14 protein-coding genes are annotated in these 17,796 nt (G+C 67.1%); 5 read left to right on the top strand and 9 right to left on the bottom strand.

All coding sequences use genetic code 11. The features are described from left to right. Window positions 1-35 precede the first annotated feature (35 nt). The 5 genes from EAO78_RS10075 to EAO78_RS10055 all read right to left on the bottom strand — a co-directional run bounded on the left by EAO78_RS10075 (window position 36) and on the right by EAO78_RS10055 (window position 6,376). Window positions 36-1,397: an ABC transporter ATP-binding protein gene (locus EAO78_RS10075; protein ID WP_122105711.1), complete on the bottom strand. Its 1,362-nt coding sequence runs from the start codon at window positions 1,395-1,397 to the stop codon at window positions 36-38. Next, window positions 1,394-2,512, bottom strand: coding sequence for an ABC transporter ATP-binding protein (locus EAO78_RS10070; protein ID WP_122105710.1), 1,119 nt, complete (start codon window positions 2,510-2,512; stop codon window positions 1,394-1,396). Before EAO78_RS10070 ends, EAO78_RS10075 begins: the two co-directional genes overlap by 4 nt. A gap of 1 nt (window position 2,513) precedes the next feature. Next, window positions 2,514-3,509, bottom strand: a complete 996-nt coding sequence (locus tag EAO78_RS10065) for an ABC transporter permease (RefSeq protein WP_122105709.1) — start codon at window positions 3,507-3,509, stop codon at window positions 2,514-2,516. Next, on the bottom strand, window positions 3,509-4,504 hold the full coding sequence (locus EAO78_RS10060) for an ABC transporter permease (RefSeq protein ID WP_275263162.1): 996 nt from the start codon (window positions 4,502-4,504) through the stop codon (window positions 3,509-3,511). The genes EAO78_RS10065 and EAO78_RS10060 overlap by 1 nt, the downstream gene beginning before the upstream one ends. A 258-nt stretch (window positions 4,505-4,762) precedes the next feature. Further along, on the bottom strand, window positions 4,763-6,376 hold the full coding sequence (locus EAO78_RS10055) for an ABC transporter substrate-binding protein (protein WP_122105707.1): 1,614 nt from the start codon (window positions 6,374-6,376) through the stop codon (window positions 4,763-4,765). A 299-nt stretch (window positions 6,377-6,675) separates the two neighbouring features. Here EAO78_RS10055 and EAO78_RS10050 point away from each other — a divergent pair, with 299 nt between their 5' ends. Further along, window positions 6,676-7,911, top strand: coding sequence for an aminotransferase-like domain-containing protein (locus EAO78_RS10050; RefSeq protein ID WP_122105706.1), 1,236 nt, complete (start codon window positions 6,676-6,678; stop codon window positions 7,909-7,911). A gap of 174 nt (window positions 7,912-8,085) precedes the next feature. On the opposite strand, the gene EAO78_RS10045 is transcribed toward EAO78_RS10050, so the two are convergent. Then, window positions 8,086-9,105 carry a D-2-hydroxyacid dehydrogenase gene (locus EAO78_RS10045; RefSeq protein WP_122105705.1) on the bottom strand — a complete coding sequence of 340 codons (1,020 nt, stop codon included), beginning with the start codon at window positions 9,103-9,105 and terminating at the stop codon, window positions 8,086-8,088. A gap of 87 nt (window positions 9,106-9,192) precedes the next feature. Continuing rightward, complete coding sequence (locus EAO78_RS10040; RefSeq protein ID WP_122105704.1) at window positions 9,193-10,260, bottom strand: ABC transporter ATP-binding protein; 1,068 nt, start codon at window positions 10,258-10,260, stop codon at window positions 9,193-9,195. A 312-nt stretch (window positions 10,261-10,572) separates the two neighbouring features. Between EAO78_RS10040 and EAO78_RS10035 the strand changes: the two genes are divergently transcribed. The 3 genes from EAO78_RS10035 to EAO78_RS10025 are packed head-to-tail and all read left to right on the top strand — an operon-like array spanning window position 10,573 to window position 13,444. Beyond that, entirely contained in the window at window positions 10,573-11,661 is a 1,089-nt protein-coding gene (locus tag EAO78_RS10035; RefSeq protein ID WP_122105703.1) for an ABC transporter substrate-binding protein, read from the top strand. A gap of 7 nt (window positions 11,662-11,668) precedes the next feature. Continuing rightward, entirely contained in the window at window positions 11,669-12,574 is a 906-nt protein-coding gene (locus EAO78_RS10030) for an ABC transporter permease (RefSeq protein WP_122105702.1), read from the top strand. 3 nt (window positions 12,575-12,577) lie between these two features. Next, window positions 12,578-13,444, top strand: coding sequence for an ABC transporter permease (locus EAO78_RS10025; protein WP_122105701.1), 867 nt, complete (start codon window positions 12,578-12,580; stop codon window positions 13,442-13,444). 58 nt (window positions 13,445-13,502) lie between these two features. Here EAO78_RS10025 and EAO78_RS10020 read toward each other — a convergent pair whose 3' ends face one another. Continuing rightward, a complete protein-coding gene (locus tag EAO78_RS10020; protein ID WP_122105700.1) occupies window positions 13,503-15,167 on the bottom strand; it encodes a GTPBP1 family GTP-binding protein in 1,665 nt (554 codons plus the stop codon). Between the two features lie 216 nt (window positions 15,168-15,383). Here EAO78_RS10020 and EAO78_RS10015 point away from each other — a divergent pair, with 216 nt between their 5' ends. Next, window positions 15,384-16,229: an HFX_2341 family transcriptional regulator domain-containing protein gene (locus EAO78_RS10015; protein WP_122105699.1), complete on the top strand. Its 846-nt coding sequence runs from the start codon at window positions 15,384-15,386 to the stop codon at window positions 16,227-16,229. Window positions 16,230-16,677: 448 nt separating this feature from the next. On the opposite strand, the gene EAO78_RS10010 is transcribed toward EAO78_RS10015, so the two are convergent. Then, window positions 16,678-17,673, bottom strand: a complete 996-nt coding sequence (locus tag EAO78_RS10010; RefSeq protein WP_122105698.1) for a transcription initiation factor IIB — start codon at window positions 17,671-17,673, stop codon at window positions 16,678-16,680. Window positions 17,674-17,796: the final 123 nt, after the last annotated feature.

Raw genomic sequence — 17,796 nt, 5'->3', positions numbered from 1 at the left:
CTTGGTCGGTACGAGCGTCCGGGTCGGCGACGCGTTCAGTCGTCGGCCTCGCCGACGTCAGCGCTCCCGGCGAACCGCTCCCCGACCGACGACGCGAGTTCCGTCTCCTCGCCCGCCGCGACCGCGTCGTCGCGGACGAGATGGCAGGCGGCGTAGTGTCGGCTCTCGCCGTGCGTCGGCGACACCTCGTAGGCGGGCTCCTCGGTCGCACAGACGCTTCGGTCGGCGAACGACTCGGTGAGCAGCCGCTCCGCCTCCTCCCACTCCCCCGCGGCGACGTGGCCGATCGCCTCGTCGAGGAGGGTTCCGGCCTCCCCGCCGGGCTCCGCGTCGGCGAAGTGGCGTTGGCGGACCGCCGCGCGGTTCGTCGTCTCGAACGAGCGGCGTTTCACCGCCCGCTGGAACTCGACGACGTTCGCCCACTCGGCGTCTGTCATGTCGTACTCCGCGGGCCGGATCAACGACGGACACCGGGTCCGGAACCGACAGCCCGACGGCGGGTCGATCGGCGAGGGAACGTCGCCCGTGAGCAGGGCCGTCCGTCCCCCGCTTCGGGGGTCCGGAACCGGGATCGCATCGAGCAGCGCCCGCGTGTACGGATGCTGGGGGTTCTCGAACAGCTCCTCCTTGTCCGCGATCTCGACCATCTGCCCGAGGTACATCACGGCGACGCGGTCCGAGATGTGCCGGATCACGCTCAGGTCGTGGGCGATGAACAGGTACGTGAGGTCGAACTCCTCCTGGAGGTCCCGCATGGTGTTGAGCACCTGCGCCTGGATGGAGACGTCGAGCGCGCTCACCGGCTCGTCACAGACGATGAAGTCGGGGTTCACCGAGAGCGCGCGAGCGAGGTTCACCCGTTGGCGCTGCCCGCCCGAGAACGCGTGCGGGTAGCGGTTGTAGTGTTGCGGGTCGAGACCCACCTTCTCCAACAACTCCTTTGCGCGCGCCTCGCGACCCTCCTCGTCGAGCATGCCGTGTGCCTTCATCGGCTCCTCGACGATGGGTCCGACCTTCATCCGCGGGTCGAGCGACGACTGCGGGTCCTGGAAGATCATCTGCATGTCCTTGCGCTTCCGGCGGAGCGGCTCGCCCGAGAGCGACGCCAGGTCCTCGCCCTTGAAGTAGACGCTCCCCGAGGTGGGTTCGAGCAGCCGGAGCACCGTCCGGGCGAGCGTGGACTTCCCACAGCCCGACTCGCCGACGAGCCCGAGCGTCTCCCCCTTCTCGATGTCGAAACTGACCGATTCGACGGCGCGGACGTCCCCGCGCTGGCGCTTGAGGAAGGGGAACTCCCGGTCGAACGTCACGCCGCCGAGCATGCCGCCCCCCTCCGAGAAGTACTTACACAGCTCTCTGACCTCCAGAAGCGGCTCGCCGCCGTCCGTCCCGCTCATTCTTCGCCCCCGGTCCGGGTCAATCCGGCACCGAACCCGCCGGCCGCGTCGCCCTCGATCGGTCGGCTCTCGTCGTAGCCCACGTCGAAGGCGTCGTACTTCACGCACGCCGCCCGGTGGGTCGGCTCGCCCTCGTCCGCGAGGTCGCGCGGCTCCGGATGGACCTCCCGACACACCTCCCGCGCGTCGGGACACCGCGAGTGGAACCGACAGCCTGCGGGCGGGTCGATCGCCTCGGGCATCACGCCCTCGATCGGGTTCAACTCGTGGACCGTCTCGTCCGGTCTGGGCATCGAGTCGAGAAGCGCCCGGGTGTACGGGTGTTTGGTGTCGTAGAACAGGTCGTCGACGGTCGCGTGCTCGATGATCTCCCCGAGGTACATGACGTTCACCCGGTCGCAGATCTCCGCGACGACGCTCATGTCGTGTGTCACCCAGATGAAGGAGGTGTCGTACTTCGTTTGGAGCTCCTTGACCATCTCGAGGATCTGTCCCTCGACGGTGACGTCGAGCGCGGTCGTCGGCTCGTCGGCGATGATCAGGTCGGGCTGGCAGGCCAGCGCCATCGCGATGAGCACGCGCTGGCGCATGCCGCCGGAGAACTGGTGTGGATACTCGTCGTACCGCGTCTCCGGGGCGGGGATCCCGACCTCACGGAGCATGTCTATCGCCTCGCGTTTCGCCTCCTTCTCGGAGAGATCCCGGTTGAGTTCGATGAACTCCCGGAGCTGGCCGCCGACGGTGAAGACGGGATTGAGCGACTCCATCGGGTCCTGGAAGATGATCGCGATCTCTCGGCCGCGGATCTCCCGGCGCATCTCCTCCTCGGAGAGCATGTCGTCCCGGGGGCGGAGCTCGCCGCTCGCGTCCTCCTCGAGCCCGAAGAGCGTCCGTCCCTTGAACGTGATCTCGCCGCCGACGATCTCGCCGGGGCTCTCGACGAGCCGAAGGAGGCTCGACGTCGCGACCGACTTGCCGGCGCCGGACTCGCCGACCAGCCCGACGATCTCGCCCTCGTGAACGTCGAAGGAGATCCCGTCGACCGCCCGAACGGTTCCGTCTTCGGTGAAGAACTGCGTCTTGAGGTTCTCGACGCTGAGTAGTGGTTCGCTCATGTCAGTTGTTGATCCGCGGATCGAGTGCGTCCTGGAGGCCGTCGCCGAGGATGTTGAATCCGATGACGGTGATCAGAATGGCGATTCCGGGGAAGACGCTGAACGTCGGTGCGGGGAGCATGTACCCACGCGACACGGAGAGCATCTGTCCCCACGAGGGGGTCGGCGGCTGCGCGCCGAACCCGAGGAACGAGAGTCCGGCGACGATGAGGATGCTCACGCCGACCTGGAGGGTCGCCTGGACGAGCACCGGCGCGAAGCTGTTCGGAATGACGTGTCTGAGGATGATGTTCCGGTCCTTCACGCCGGCCGCGCGCGCGGCCTCGATGTAGTCCTCCTCGCGGATCGAGACGACGCGCGACCGGATCAGCCGGTTGAAGACGGGGATGGCCGTGATCCCGACGCCGATCATCGCGAACCGGAGGTCCCGCCCGAACGCGGTCATGAACGCGATGACGAGCACGAGGAACGGGATCGCGTAGACGGTCTCGGTGGCCCGCTGAAGCACGTCGTCGATCCAGCCGCCGTAGTAGCCCGAGACCGCGCCGATGAGCGTCCCGCCCGTGAGCCCGATCGTGGTCGCCATGAAGCCGACCGTCATCGCGACGCGGGTCCCGTAGACGACCCGACCGAGCAGGTCGCGGCCGCGGTGGTCGGTGCCGAGCGGGTGTTCGAGCACCCCTCGACCGAACTGGTTCTCCATGCCGATCGGCGGGAGCAGGCGTTCGACCCGGTCCGGGTCGGTCTCGGGATTGTACCACACCGCCTCCGCGATCGCGTAGTCGAGCAGGTAGTAGTCGACCGCGGCGAAGGCCGCGACGAAGGTCATGAACCCGACGATGTAGATCCCGATGCGTGCGGTCGTGTCGTGGCGTACCTGCTTGAGCGTGTACCGTAGCCCGACGCGGGATTCGATCTCGTCCGCGTCGTCCCCGTCGGCGGATCCGTCGCCGACGTCCGTCGCGTCGTCGATGTCAGTCGTGTCGTTGATCGCCATCAGTCGTCACCGTAGGTAACCCGCGGGTCGAGGTAGCTGTACGTGACGTCCGTGATGATCACGCCGATCACGTACACGAACCCGAACACGAGCGTCGTGCCCATGATCAGTTCGTAGTCCTGGTTGTTTATCGCCGTGATGATCAGCCGGCCCATCCCCTGTATCTCGAAGACCGTCTCCGTGAGGACGGCTCCGCCGAGCGCCGTCGACAGCCCGAGGCCGATGATCGTGATCACGGGGAGCTGTGCGACCTGGAAGGCGTGTTTGCGGACGATCGTGGACTCGGGGACGCCGTACGCCCGCGCGAGCGTGACGTACTCGCCCTGGAGGGAGTCGACCATCGAGGAGCGCTCGATCCGCGTGATCTGTGCCATCTGAAGCGTCCCGAGCGAGATCATCGGCAGGAAGAGGTGGTGTGCCGACTGGCGTATCACCTCCAACCGCGTCGCCGCGCCCCGAACGTCGGCCGGATCCGCCCACGGGAGGATGAGTCCGCGCGCGGGGAACCAGCCGAGATGGAACGCGAAGACGATGATCAACACCAACCCGATCCAGAACGACGGCGTCGAGACGCCGATGAGCGAGACGATCCGGGAGACGTGGTCTGCCGGCTCGTTCCGCCGCTTCGCCGAGAGCACGCCGAGCGGGATCGCCGTGACGATCGCGAACGCGAACGCCGACAGCATGAGCAGCAGCGTCACCGGCAGCCGCAACAGGATCATCTCGAGCACCGGTCGGTCGTAGTAGATGCTGAGCCCGAGATCGCCCGTCGCCACGCCGGAGAGATACGTCAGGTAGCGCACGTGAATCGGACGATCGAGGCCGTACCGGGCGCGGATCGCCTCCACCTGCTCCTGGGCCGGCGTCGGCCCCAACATGATCTCGACCGGATCGCCGGGGATCTGGTTGGCGAGAAAGAACGTGATCGTCACGATACCGATGAGTACGGGTATCGCCTGTGCGAGCCGCCAGAGTGTGTACCGAAGTAGACTCACTGTCGTGGATTCCTCGTTGTGTTCGGTCCAGTTCGTCGCTGTCGCTTGTCCGTGTCGCCCGAGCCGACGCGCCTACACGACGATAGCGAGCCATCGTCGGACGCATGGACGACCCTCCCGTGAGGTTCGCGTCGCGTCTTCCCCGTTCGTCCCGCGGGCGAGCGCGTCCGTCCCGCCGAGCGCGTTCGTTTTCCGATGGGACGCGCGTGGGGCGTTCCGCCGTTTCGCCGATCGATCCGTCGCGTTTCGTCGATGGAGTTACCGCGAGACCGAGACGCCGTCGACCTGGATCTCCGTCGAGATCGGATGCGAGCTGAACCCTTCGACGGCGCTCCGGACGCCGTAGGAGTTGTTCAGGTTGTACGCGGGCAGGTGGACCCGCCCCTCGAGCAGCGTCGTGGTCGCGTCGATGTAGAGCTGCCGGCGCTCCTCGCGGTCGGCGGACTCGCGGGCCTGCGAGAGCATCTCGGAGGCCTCGTCGTACCCGTGGAACGTGCCGTTGGTCACGCCGTCGGCCTCCTGGCTCAGGAGGTTGTACGCGAACGCGTCCGGGTCCGGGGCACCGGACCAACCGAGCGTGTACATGTTGTAGTCGTCCTCGCTGTTCGGCCCGTCGTCGCTCTGGTAGGTGTCGGTGAACGTCCCCCAGTCGAGCCGCTGGACCTCGACGTTCTCGAAGCCGGCGTTCTGGAGGCCGTCGCCTATCGAGACGCCGATCTGCTCGCGCATGTCGTCCGGCGGAACGATGATCCGCCAGTCGTAGTCCATCGGGACGCCCGCCTCCTCGAACAGCGCCTGCGCCTCCTCGACGTCCTGACCGTGCGGAACGCTCTCCCACTCGTCGACCGGGAAGTCCCACTCCTCGGAGATCGAAGACGGGTACGGGCTGTACTGCCGAACGCCGGAGGGCTCGACGAAGTTCTCGATCGCCTGGTCCATCGAGAAACAGTAGTCGACCGCCTCCCTGACGAGGGGATCGCTCGTCGGACCCTCGGCACAGTTGAACGCGAGATAGAAGTAGCCGACGCCCGGCTCCTCGGTGACGCTGGCGTTCTCGTTGTTCTCGACCGTCTCGTACAGCTGCGGCGGGATCGTCTCGATGACGTCGACGTTACCGGTCTCCAGTTCGGTGACCCGCGTCGTCTGCTCCTCGATGGGGTCGAACTCGATCCGCGAGATGTCCGGGAGGTCGTCGTCCCAGTAGTCGTTCCATCGCTCGACGGTCGCGTAGTTCTCCGGTTCCCACTCGACGAGCTGGTAGGGCCCGGAGCCGACGGGGTCCTGGTTGTACGCCTCGGTGTCCTCCTGTCGCACGGAGGCGTTGACGACGCTTCGGACCATGGCGATGGTGAACGCGCCGTACGGGTACGAGAGGTCGAACTGCGCGGTGTGTTCGTCGATCGCCTCCGCGGAGTCGATCATGTTGACCTCGGGGGCGTTCTCCGTCTGCTCCTCGACGGGAGCCGTCATCGTGTGGACGACGTCCTCCGCGGTGACGGGGTCGCCGTTCTGGAACTCGGCGTCCTCGCGGATCGGGACGATGAACCGCGTGCCGTCGCGCTCGATCGTCGGCATCTCGGCGGCGATCTTCGGCTGGATGCCGACGCCCTCGTCGTACTCGTAGATCCCGTCGAAGATCTGACCGGCGATCTGGGCGGAGGGCACGTCGTTCATGACGACCGGGTCCATGTCGAGGGGACCCTTCACCTGCGCGAAGTACAGCTCCTGCTGGGGCAGGTCGCTACCGCCGTCGCCGCCACCGCCGCCGCCGCCGGCACAGCCGGCGAGGAGGACCGACGTTGAGAGGGCAGTTCCGCTGGCGAGAACCCGTCTTCGGGTTAGGTTCCCTTTCGTGATGTCGTCGCGGGACATACTACCGAACTCGTGGTAGGGAAAACATAAATCTTGATGATCGTTTTGTGGACGGTCAGCCCCGAATACGACCGAACGCCATGGTTCCATCCCGAGTTCCCTCGGTCCGCGTCCCGGTTCCCGATCGCGTCCCGTTCGGCGGCATCACTGATGAGACGAAATCAGTTCTTGGATTCTGATCAATATTGGACCAGATGAAAAACGTTCTGGACACTATATTGTGAATACACATATATACATTCATATAGTTCGGTGAAAAGGTTTATACTCGTGTTCTAATTGCGTTCTGACGAACCGATATGGACGACACTGACCGATCGGACGGGCTCGAGCATCTCTACAGCGAGACCGTCCGGGAGACGATGGACGGATCCGTCTACGGGGCATGGCGGTCGATCCGGGACGCGGACGCCGTCCCGCTGAGCTTCGGCTTCCCCTACCCCGACTCGTTCCCGAACGGCGAACTGCTCTCGGCGGCCGAGTCCCTCTTCGAGGCCGAAGGGGACTGCGCGCTCCAGTACGGCGGCGGCGAGCACGCCGACGCGCTTTCGACGGTCATCGTCGACCGGGCGCGCGACCGCGGCATCGACTGTACGACGGCGGAGATACACGTCACGAACGGGGCGACGAACGCGATCGACACCGTGTGCCAGACGTTTCTCGACCCCGGTGACACGGTGTTCGTCGAGGCACCCACGTTCATGGGCGCGCTGCGGCTGTTCCGCAACTACGACGTCGACATCGAGGGGTTCGACGTTGACGGGGACGGCCTCGACGTCGACGCGGTCGCCGACGCGCTCGCGGAGCGTGATGCCGCCGGGGAGCCGCTGCCGACGCTCCTGTACACGATCCCCAACTTCCACAACCCGACGGGCGTGACGCTGTCCGCCGAGCGTCGCGAGCGACTGCTCGAGTTGGCCGAGACGTACGACTTCGTGATCCTCGAGGACGACCCGTACGGTCAGCTCCGCTACGACGGTGCGGAGCCGCCGCCGATCAAGGCGCTCGACGGGAGCGGGCGGGCGGTCCGGGTCAACACGTTCTCGAAGACGATCGCGCCCGGGATCCGGACCGGATGGATCGTCGCCGAGGAGTCGACCATCGAACAGTTCGACCGGGTCAACGCCGGCGGCGAACCCAGTTTCACCCGCGGGCTCATCACCAGCTACGCTGCGGACGGCCGGCTCGAGCGCGCCGTCGACAAGCTGTGTGTAGGGTACGAGGAACGCCGCGACCGAATGCTCGAGAGCCTCGAGACGCGAATGCCACCGGGAACGACCTGGAGCGAGCCCGACGGCGGGTTCTTCGTCTGGGTCGAATTTCCCGAGGGGATCGACGCCGAGGAACTGCTCCCGGACGCCATCGACGCGGGCGTCACGTACCTCCCGGGCTCGTTCTTCTACGCCGACGATCGGGGAACGCGCCGCGCACGGATCTCGTTCAGCCACGTCTCGCCCCCGGAGATCGACGAGGGGATCGAGGCGTTGGCGAGTGCAGTGCGTGCGGCGACCCCGACGGTCGAAGCCGACGACTGAACGGGAAGCGATTTCCGGACGACCGCCCCGACGGAGGTGGACGCGCCCCGGACGACCCGGTCGACGACGGCGACGTGGATGATCGGGATGACGTCGATTCAACGGAACACGAGGTGAAACCTCCGTCCTCGAGGACCGAGGTGCGGAGCGCCGAGGGAAGTAGGATAGGGTGATTCAGACGACCCGGTTCCGGAGCCGATCGAGCTCCCCGTCCGCGTACCGCTGGTAGTTCTCGCCGAACAGATCGCCGATCCGGTCCGCGTACTTCGGCGTCGACCCCGCCATGTGGGGCGTGATGATGGCGTTCGGGAGGTCCCAGAGCGGCGAGTCCGCCGGAAGCGGCTCCTCCTCGAAGACGTCGAGGGCGGCCCCCCGGATCCGCCCCTGCTGGAGGGCGGTTTCGAGCGCCGGCTCGTCGACGACTTCACCGCGGGCCACGTTCACGAGGACCGCGTCCGACCCCATCGCCATCAGCTCCTCGCTACCGATCAGGCCGCGCGTCTCCTCGACGAGCGGGCACGAGAGGACGACGTAGTCCGACCGGGCGAGAAGCTCCGGGAGCCACGATGGCGGGTGCGCCTCGTCGACGGCGTCGGGAGCGGTCTCCGGCGTGCGCTTCGTGCCGATCACTTCCAGGTCGAACCCCGTGGCGAGCTCCGCGACGCGCGTCCCGATCGCGCCGACGCCGACGATCCCGAGGGTCTTCCCGCGAAGCTCGCCGGCGGAGTAGTCGCGCCAGATCCCGTCCCGCTCCTGCTGACGGATTCCCCTGTGGATCCGTCGCTCGAAGGCGAGCAGGTAGCCGAGGACCTGTTCGGCGATCGGGTTCGCCGCGACGCCGGCGGCGTTCGTCACGGCCGTCCCCCGCGCGTCGAGACCGTCGAGATCGTAGGAGTCGACGCCGGAGTTGAGCGTCTGGATCCATTCGGGGGCAGCCCCGTCGGGGAGCTCCTCGCCGACCGGCCGGACCGTGAGGACGACGTCCGCGTCGCCGATCGCGGCCCGGGACTCCGCGGCAGTCGTTGCCGCCTCGATCCCGTCACCCGCCGGGAGCACCGCGTCGACGCGGGAACACAGTCGTCGGGTGAAATCGACGCCGAAGACGCCGGAGACGCTGTGGTGGACCAGGACGTCGACCCCGGCGGCGTCGGTCCCACCGTCGTCGCTGTCGGCCGCGTTCACGTGCCTGCTCATGTGTGCTCGACGCGATCGGTCGGTCGCGGATACGTTCTCGTGTCATTTCGACACGGGTCTTCACGAGACGGGTCCCGCGGGGAGCGCTCACTTCGCATAGACGCTCACCGCGTCGGGATTGAGATCGATCGAGATCTTCTCGCTGTCGGGCAGGTCGGACCGTCCCTGGATCGAGACGTCGAGTTCAGGAAGCGAGTCGTCGTCCGGTTCGACGACCAGGTTGGTTCGCTCCCCGTGGAAGAAGCTGTCGACGACGGTCCCGTCGATGGCACCCATCCCGGGGTCGGTGACTTCGAGCTCCTCCGGCCGGATGGAGGCGATCACCTCACCCTTCGCCGGGGACTCGCCCAGCTCGACGGTCACCTCGGTGCCGGCATCGAGTTCGAGCCGCGGCGGGTGGGTCGTGTTCTCGACGACGCCGTCGAGCAGGTTCGTGTCGCCGATGAAGTCGGCGACGAACGCGGTGGCCGGCTCACGGTAGATCTGCTTGGGTGTGCCGATCTGTTCGATGTGTCCGTCGTTCATCACGGCGAGCCGGTCCGACATGCTCATCGCCACGTCCTGGTCGTGTGTCACGTAGAAGAACGTGCTCTCGACGCGGTCGTGGATCTCCTGGAGTTCGACCTGCATCTCCTGGCGCAGCTTCCGGTCGAGACTCGAGAGCGGCTCGTCCAGAAGGAGGATATCGGGTTCGTTGACCAGCGCACGCGCGATCGCGACACGCTGTTGTTGGCCGCCGGAGAGGTCCTGTGGCTTGCGGTTCTTGTAGCCGGAGAGGTCGACGATGTCGAGATACTTCTCGACGAGCTGCTCGCGCTCGCCGGCCTCGACGCCCTCCTTTTTCAGCCCGTATCCGATGTTCTCCGCGACGGTCATGTGCGGGAAAAGCGAGAGACCCTGGAACACCAGGTTCGTGTTCCGCTTGTTCGGTGGCCGATGAACCACGTCCTCGCCCTCGATACGGATCGAGCCGTCGGTCGGCGTCTCGAACCCGCTTATCATCCGGAGCGTGGTCGTCTTCCCACAGCCGGACGGGCCGAGAAGCGAGAAGAACTCGCCGCGCCGGAGGTCGATATCGATCCCGTCCACGGCGATGGTGTCCCCGAACTCCTTGCGGACGTCGTCGAGCTGGACTGCCGTCGATGATTCCGTCATACCTTCGGCTGGGCCAGGGACGTATATTTAGCTTTTCTTCTAAGAAGTAACTATATATCCAATTGTATATACACCTTAATCCGTTTTCGTCAGTGATCGGCCGAATGACCTCACGGTACGGACAAGCACGACCCGGCGAACGTGAGCGAACGGTCGGAAGAACCGGCAACTCCACCGATATCAATAATTAGACGTTCGTCTCGATATTACACCGGTATCTATCCAATTCTAAGAGTATAAGGACGGTTGTTGTGTTTTTCAGTATTCACTGGAGTAAACTTATTACAGACAAACGGAAGTCGTCTGACGCACATGGTAGACAGACGGCAGTTCATCAAGGCGGCAGGCGCGACGGGCGTTGCCGGGATGGCAGGTCTCTCCGGTTGTATGGGCGGCGGCGGCGGAACGACGGTCTCGATCCTGACGTGGACGGGCTACGACGCCGTCAACGATCAGGTCGAGGAGTCACTCGACGACGTCGAACTGGACGTCTCGGTGGCCGACGGCTCCGCGAACATGTTTTCCACCGTGAACGCGGGCGGCGGCGAGGAGTACGACATCGTCATTCCGAACAACGAGTACGTCCCGCGGTTCATCGACGCCGAGCTGGCGGCCCCGATGGACATGGACGTGATGACGAACTTCGACTCGCTTTACGGTACGTTCCAGTCCGCGGCCGAAGGACAGTTCGGCGATGGAGACGAGATCTACGGCCTCCCCGTCCAGTTCGGGTGGTACGCCTACGGATACGACAGCTCGGTGCTCCCGGAGGATCACGAACACTCCTACGAGGTGCTCTTCAGTGAGGAGTACGAGGGGGTGGACCTCTCCGGCAGTATCACGCTGTACGACGGCTACTACAAGGCGATCATGGCGACGGGACTCGCGCTCGGCTACACCGAGGCGTTCGAGGGCGATACGGTGTCGTTCAGCGACGAACAGCTCACGACGATCGAGGAGACGCTGACGGAGTTCAAGCCGAACCTCCTCGGATTCGTCCACGACGAGGAGACGCTCACGCAGGACTACCAGAACGGGAACGTGGCCGTGTCGTACGCGAACCGCAGCACGCACGTGGGCATCATGAACGAAGTCGACGACGTCGAGTTCTCTCAGCCGGCCGAGGAGGAACTGACCTGGTTCGAGGGGGCCGTCGTCACGGCCGGCTCCTCGAACAAGGAGGCCGCCTTCCAGGTGTTGAACGAGTATATCGATCCCGAGACAGGGGCGGCCCTCTCCGAGAACCGGAACATCATGAACACCTCACAGGCCGCGATGGACAACATCGAGGCGGAGTCCCTCCAGATCGAGCCCGGAGTGCTCGAGGGGATGATCCCGTTCAAGCCCGCCGAACGGGACGACATGTGGATAGAGATGTTCGAGCGGGTCAAGAACGCGTGACCACGAGATGAGCACCGTTCAGAAACTCGGCGACGCGTTCGAACGGCGGGGCGAGCGGGCGAAGCTCGCGCTCATGGCGGGACCGGGAGTGAGCTGGCTGCTCGCCCTGATACTCGCACCCACGGCGTTCCTGGTGATGGTGAGCTTCGCGGAGATCAACAGCTCCTACGACATCGTGTGGTCCTTCTCGGTGTCGAACTACACCGAGCTGTTCGTCGGGGAGAGCGGACCCTTCACCACACCGTTCATCGATTCGTTCCTGCTCTCTCTCGGCATCGCGGCGGCCACCACCGTCGCGACCGTCGTCCTCGCGTATCCCGTCGCGTACCTACTCACACTCCTCTCGGGACGGCGGTTCAAGATCGTTCTGTTCGCGGTTCTGGTCCCTTTTTTCACCATCTTCATCGTGCGCATCTACTCGTGGCTCGCGTTCTTCGGTCAGTCGGGGTTGATCAACTCGTTTCTGTTGTCCCTGGGTATCGTCTCCGAGCCGGTCGGGCTCTTCGAGTACGGGCTCGCGCCGGTGATCATCTCGCTCACTCACGCCTTCTTCCCGTACATGTTATTGACGTTGTACTCGAGTCTCGAGGGGATCGACTACGGCGTCATCGAGGCGTCACGGGACCTCGGAGCGACCCGGCTCGAGATCGCGAAGGACGTCGTGGTTCCGCTGTCGGCACAGGGGCTCATCACCGGCTGCGTCTTCGTGTTCGTCCCGGCGCTCGGGACGTTCATCACGCCGCAGTTCCTCGCGCGCGGGAAATTCACCATGATCGCGGAGGTGCTCACGGCCAGAATAAACGAGCTGTACGCCATCAACTACGGCGCGGCGGGATCGCTGTTCCTCATCATCCCGACCCTGATCGCGTTCGCGATCGTGATGCGTACCACCAGCCTGGAGGCGATGGGGTGAACCATGGCGGACAGTGAAGGTCACGGCCGGTTGTCACGTCTCGTGGGCGAACCCGGGCTGGCGGGGACCGTCCCCGTCGACCGGGTCGTGAGCGCGATCGCTTCCTACGGCATGTGGGCGCTGACGATCGGGATCATCGTGTTCCTCTGGCTCCCGCTCTCGTTGATCGTCGTCCTCTCGTTCATGGAGAGCTCGGTGCTGTTCCCGTTCGAGGGGGTCACGCTCGCGAACTACGTCAGCCTGTTCACCAACGCGTCGCTTCTGGGAGCGGCCCGCCAGAGCGCGATCGTGGCGACGACGTCCGCCGCGGTCGCGACGCTCATCGGCGTCCCGTTGGGGTTCGCCATCGCCCGCCGCACCTTCCGTGGCAGATCGGTGCTGCGGGGGCTCGTCATCCTCCCGCTTCTGATGCCGGGGATCATCATGGGAATCTCGCTTCTGATCCTGTTCCGGGTCATCGGCTTCTCGCCCGGCTTCTTCGGAACCGTGCTCGCTCACTCCGTGTACGGATTGCCGTTCATCGTCCTGCCGGTGACCGCCAGACTCGCCGTCTTCGACCGCAAGCTCGAGGAGGGCGCCCGTGATCTCGGCGCGGACCGGAGCGGCGTTCTCAAGGACGTCACGCTCCCGATCATCTCGCCCGCGATCGCCGCGGGCTTCGTGTTCGCCTGGCTCCGCTCGTTCGAGGACTTCATCCGCGTCTTCTTCGTCGGCGGGACGATGGACGCGCTCACCAAGGAGATGTACGGCATGGTCGTGTACTCGCAGGGGACCGAGGCGATGGATCCGATGGCGACGCTGATCGTCGTGGTCGTCGCCTCGGCGCTGGCCGTCGCGATCAACTTGCGCGACATCCTCGAGTACGTCTGATCGTGGGGCGCGGGGACGGGGCGTCCCCTCCTCCGGCGTTCTTTCGAGAGGCAGTTCGCTACGTATCGTCGTCGAACGCCTCGGACCCGTCGGCCCCGTCCGGGTCCACGTCGCGAACCGTTCCCACGCCCTTGCTCGAGCCCTCCCGGAAGACGAAGCGCTGTCCCTCCTCGATCAGGTACGGGCGGAACTTGAACCGGACGCGGGTCATCCCGGTGTCACCCGGGAGCAGTCGTCCCTCGGCCGGGGCGAACGCGGCCGCCTCCGAGACGGTCTCGACGTGAACGACCGGCTCGTACCCCTCGCGGATCCGCGTCGGGTGGTTGAGCACCATCACCTCCGCCTCGAACTCCCGGACCGGCTCGGGGTCGGCGTCGCGGGGGACGAGCGCCATCCCGCGTTCGATCTCCGCCTCGTCGACGCCCTTCAGGGCGATCCCGACGATCCGCCCGGCTTTCGCCTTGTCGACCCGGTGGTAGTGCATCTCGATCGAGCGCGCCTCGACCTCGCGGAAGGAGCCGTCGGCCATCGGACCCAGGAGGAGCTCGTCGCCCGCCTCGACGGTTCCGGAGTTGACCGTGCCGGAGGCGACCGCGCCCACGCCAGTCACCTTGTAGCTGCGGTCGACGTACATCCGGAACGTGCCGCGCTCCGGGGTCGCCCGCTTGGGGAGCGCCTCGAACAGCCGGTCGAGGGCGTCGATCCCCTCCCCGCTCACCGCGCTGGTTCGGAGCAGGGGAACGACCCCGTCGCCGACCTCCGAGACCGCGACGTCGACGCCGTGACGGTCGACCAAAAGCGGCGTCTGGCCCGCGTCGCGAAGGGTCGACTCCACCTCGCGTTCGACCGCGGCGAGCCGCTCGTCGCTCACGGCGTCGGCCTTGGTGATCGCGACGATGGTGGGGAGCTCGGTGGCGAGCAGGATCCCGAGGTGCTCGCGGGTCGTCGCCGTCGGCCCGTCGTCGGCGGCGACGACGAGCAGGCCGTAGTCCAGCTTCTGGCCGACCAGCCCGCGGATCGTGGTGTGGAGCCACGGCTCGTGGCCCACGGTGTCGACGAACGAGACCAGCCGGTCCGCCTCCTCGACGATCCGCGCGCGGTCGGACTTCCGGTGCGGGTTGTCCATCCGGACCGGCTCCGCGGCGTCGTCGGCGAAGCCGTACACCGCGTACGAGAGGTCGGCCGAGAGCCCGCGTTCGACCTCGTGGGGCTGGACGTCGAGGAACCCGCGGGTGCCGCCCTGTCCGTCGTCGGCCCGGCCCGTGACGAGCGTCCCGACGAGCGTCGACTTCCCGTGGTCGACGTGGCCGGCGGTCCCGACCACGAGGTGGTCGTCATCGGCCTCGAACATCCCTCCCTCCCGGACGGTCGCGAGCCCGACGAGCCCCGCGGTGTCGCCCGCGCCGTCGGCCCCCGCGCTCCACGTCTCCACGTCGGCGATGTGGGCGTCCGCCTCCTCGGCGAGCAGCGAGAGGACGTCCATCGTCTCCGAGAAGGCGTCGGGGGCGATCCCCGCGAGTCCGCCGTCGTCGGTGACGCCGAGGACGTACGTCGCCTCGCCGTCGCCCGAGAGCACTCGGTGGCGGAGCTGCGCCACGAGCGACTCCATTCGGCCGTCGGCCAGGTGTACCTCGCGGGTGAGTCGCTCCTTGAACTCGATCGCCCCGCCGTCCCGTTCGCCGCGCTCGATGGCCCGCCGTAACGCGGACCGGTCAGCGCTCATGTCGATCCGTAGGCGACAGCCGGGCTTAACGGTTTTCGTGGTACCCGTCCCCACGGCACGTGATCGGTCCCGAGGGCTCCGGAGGGGTCCGGACGCTCCCGACGCGCGCCGACCCCGGAGCGGTCGTCGCCGCCACGGGCGCTTCGGGCGCTTCGATCGACGCCGGCCCGCCACGCTTCGGGACGATTTAAGCCGTCTCCGCGGGGAGACGGTGACATGGACACAACGGTCCCCCGCGTCGCCGAACGGCGCGTCCACGTCGTGCCGCTCGGCCACGAGCACGACCGGATCGTCGACCCCCTCCGCAGCCACGGCGCGGACGTGGCGTACCTGCTCGCGGACGCCCCCGACCGCGAGGCCGACCGCGGTACGGTCGACTTCGAGGCGGCCGCCGCCGGCCCCGACGGCTGCCGTGTCGACGTCGATCGACTGACCGACTACCAGCGCGACGCGTGGGCGGCGGCGGCCGAGTTCGCCGAGGTCCGCGCGCTGCCCGTCGAGCTCGCGGACGTGTACGACGTGCTCGGCGTGACGACCACCGTCGCCGCGCGTCACGACGCCGGCGAACCCGACGGCGACCGGCTGTTCGCCAACGTCTCGACCGGCCCGCGGGTCGCCGCGGTCGGCGTCGCCATCGCGTGTATGGTCGTCGGCGCGCGGCCCTACAGCGTCGAGCCGGAGGTCCACCGCCACGACGTGGACGAGACGCCGCTCACCGCCGGCGTCGCGGCGACGGTCGACCTCCCGCTGTACCCGATGGACGCGCCGAGCACGGACCAGGTCGCGGTGCTCGGCCGGCTCCGGGAGCGGACCGATCGGAACCTGACGACCGACAAGTGGAACCTGATCGAGTGGGCTCGCGAGAACGACCTCTCGTTCCTGCGCGAGGCCGGGGAGAGCCGGACCGCGAAGTACCGCGCGCTCGAGACGCACGTGCTCTCGCCGCTCCGGGACCGCGGCTACGTCGAGTTGGAGGACGTCGGACGCTCGGACACGGTCCACCTCACCGGGACCGGCCGACGCGTGTTCTTCGCGTTCAAACACAAGCTCGGGACGAGCTGAGGTCGCCCACGGGCCGTCCGGAGAGCATCGGGACGTCGAGACGCCCCGGTCGAGCCGGCCGGTTCGTGCGTATTGTACGGGTTATCCGGACTATCCATGGCTAACGTAGAATCATCCCTCGGACCTCGATCCGAACGCGTGACGCCCCGTCGGGCGGGTGCGACGCCCTCCCTGCCCTCCGTTCCCCTCCGGCCGACGCCGACCGCTGCCCCCGTTCGGCGCTCGGCCGCCCCCCGTCGCGGTCCCCGCTGACGCGGTCGCGGCCGTCCGGCGGGCGTCACGGACGACGGCTCATCCGTCGTTTTTTCGCGATATCGAGCCGGTAGCATTCTCGGTAGCGGGATGGGGAGACGACGAGAGGATGGGACGACGAGACGACGGGACGGCGACGTGAACCGGTCGCCCGAGAGCGTGGCGGGGACGGAACCCGCGGTCTCGGTGGAGCCGATTACGACTCCTCGCGAAGTTCGACGTACGTCCGGCGGATCGTCACCGGGGTGACGCCCGCGACGTCGGCGGCGTCCTGCTGGGTACAGTCGACGTCGCACTGGCGCGCCGCGGTGTACAGGCAGGCGGCCGCGACGCCGACCGGATTACGGCCGTTCGCGATCCCCTCCTCGACGGCGCGGTCGGCGAGTTCGCGGGCGCGTGCCTCGACGGTCGAGGAGACGTCGAGGTCGCTCGCGAACCGCGGGAGGTACTCGGCTGGGGCGGCCGGACCGATCGGAAGCCCGAGCTCGCGGTTCATCGCGTCGAAGGCCGCGCGGTGTTCCGCCTCGGTCGCCTTCGCCTCCGAACACACCTCGCCGACCGTCCGGGCGACGTCGGCGGTGCGGCAGGCGACGTAGACGCAGGCGGCCGCGAACCCCTCCAGCGAGCGCCCCCGAAGCAGGCTCTCGGACTGGGCGGAGTCGAACAGCGCACAGGCGGTGTCGCGGAGGCTCGTCGGCAGCTCCAACGCGCCGGTGAGCCGCCGGATCTCGGTGTAGGCGTACACCTTGTTCCGGTCGCGCTTCGTGGAGATCCGCGCGCGGTTGTGCTGGGTTCGCATCCGAGCCATCTGCCGGCGTTTGCGACCCTTGAGCCGGGTCGAGCGGCCGATCTCCGTCGAGAGCCCGCGGTCGTGCCGGGACCGCGTCAAGGGAGCTCCCGTCCGTTTCGGATCGGCGTCGTCGTCCGCGAACGACCGCCACTCGGGGCCGTGGTCGATCCGGTCCGCCTCGATGACGAGCCCGCAGTCGACGCAGGCGCGCTCGGCGCTGTCGGCCTCGGTCCGCCCGCCACATTCGGGGCACTCCTCGACGGCACGGCCGGCGGCGGTCGATCCGTCGGTGCGGTCGGTACGGTCGGTGCGGTCGGCGCGGGAGTTTCGAGTGCGAGTCGAATCGGCGCGGGAGTTTCGGGTGCGAGTCGAATCGGCGCGGGTCGAAGGTGCCTTGCTCATCACACCTGAACCTCGGTCCCGATCCCTTACTTAAACCCCGGTGGATCGGGGGGTGAACGGCCGGATCCGCGCGACCGTACCGATCGATAACCGGCCGGTGGTCGGCGTCGAAGCCGACGCAGT

Source organism: Halobellus captivus (assembly GCF_003697845.1).
Classification (GTDB): Archaea; Halobacteriota; Halobacteria; order Halobacteriales; family Haloferacaceae; genus Halorubrum; species Halorubrum glutamatedens.
This window is presented reverse-complemented; position numbering and strand designations above follow the sequence as displayed.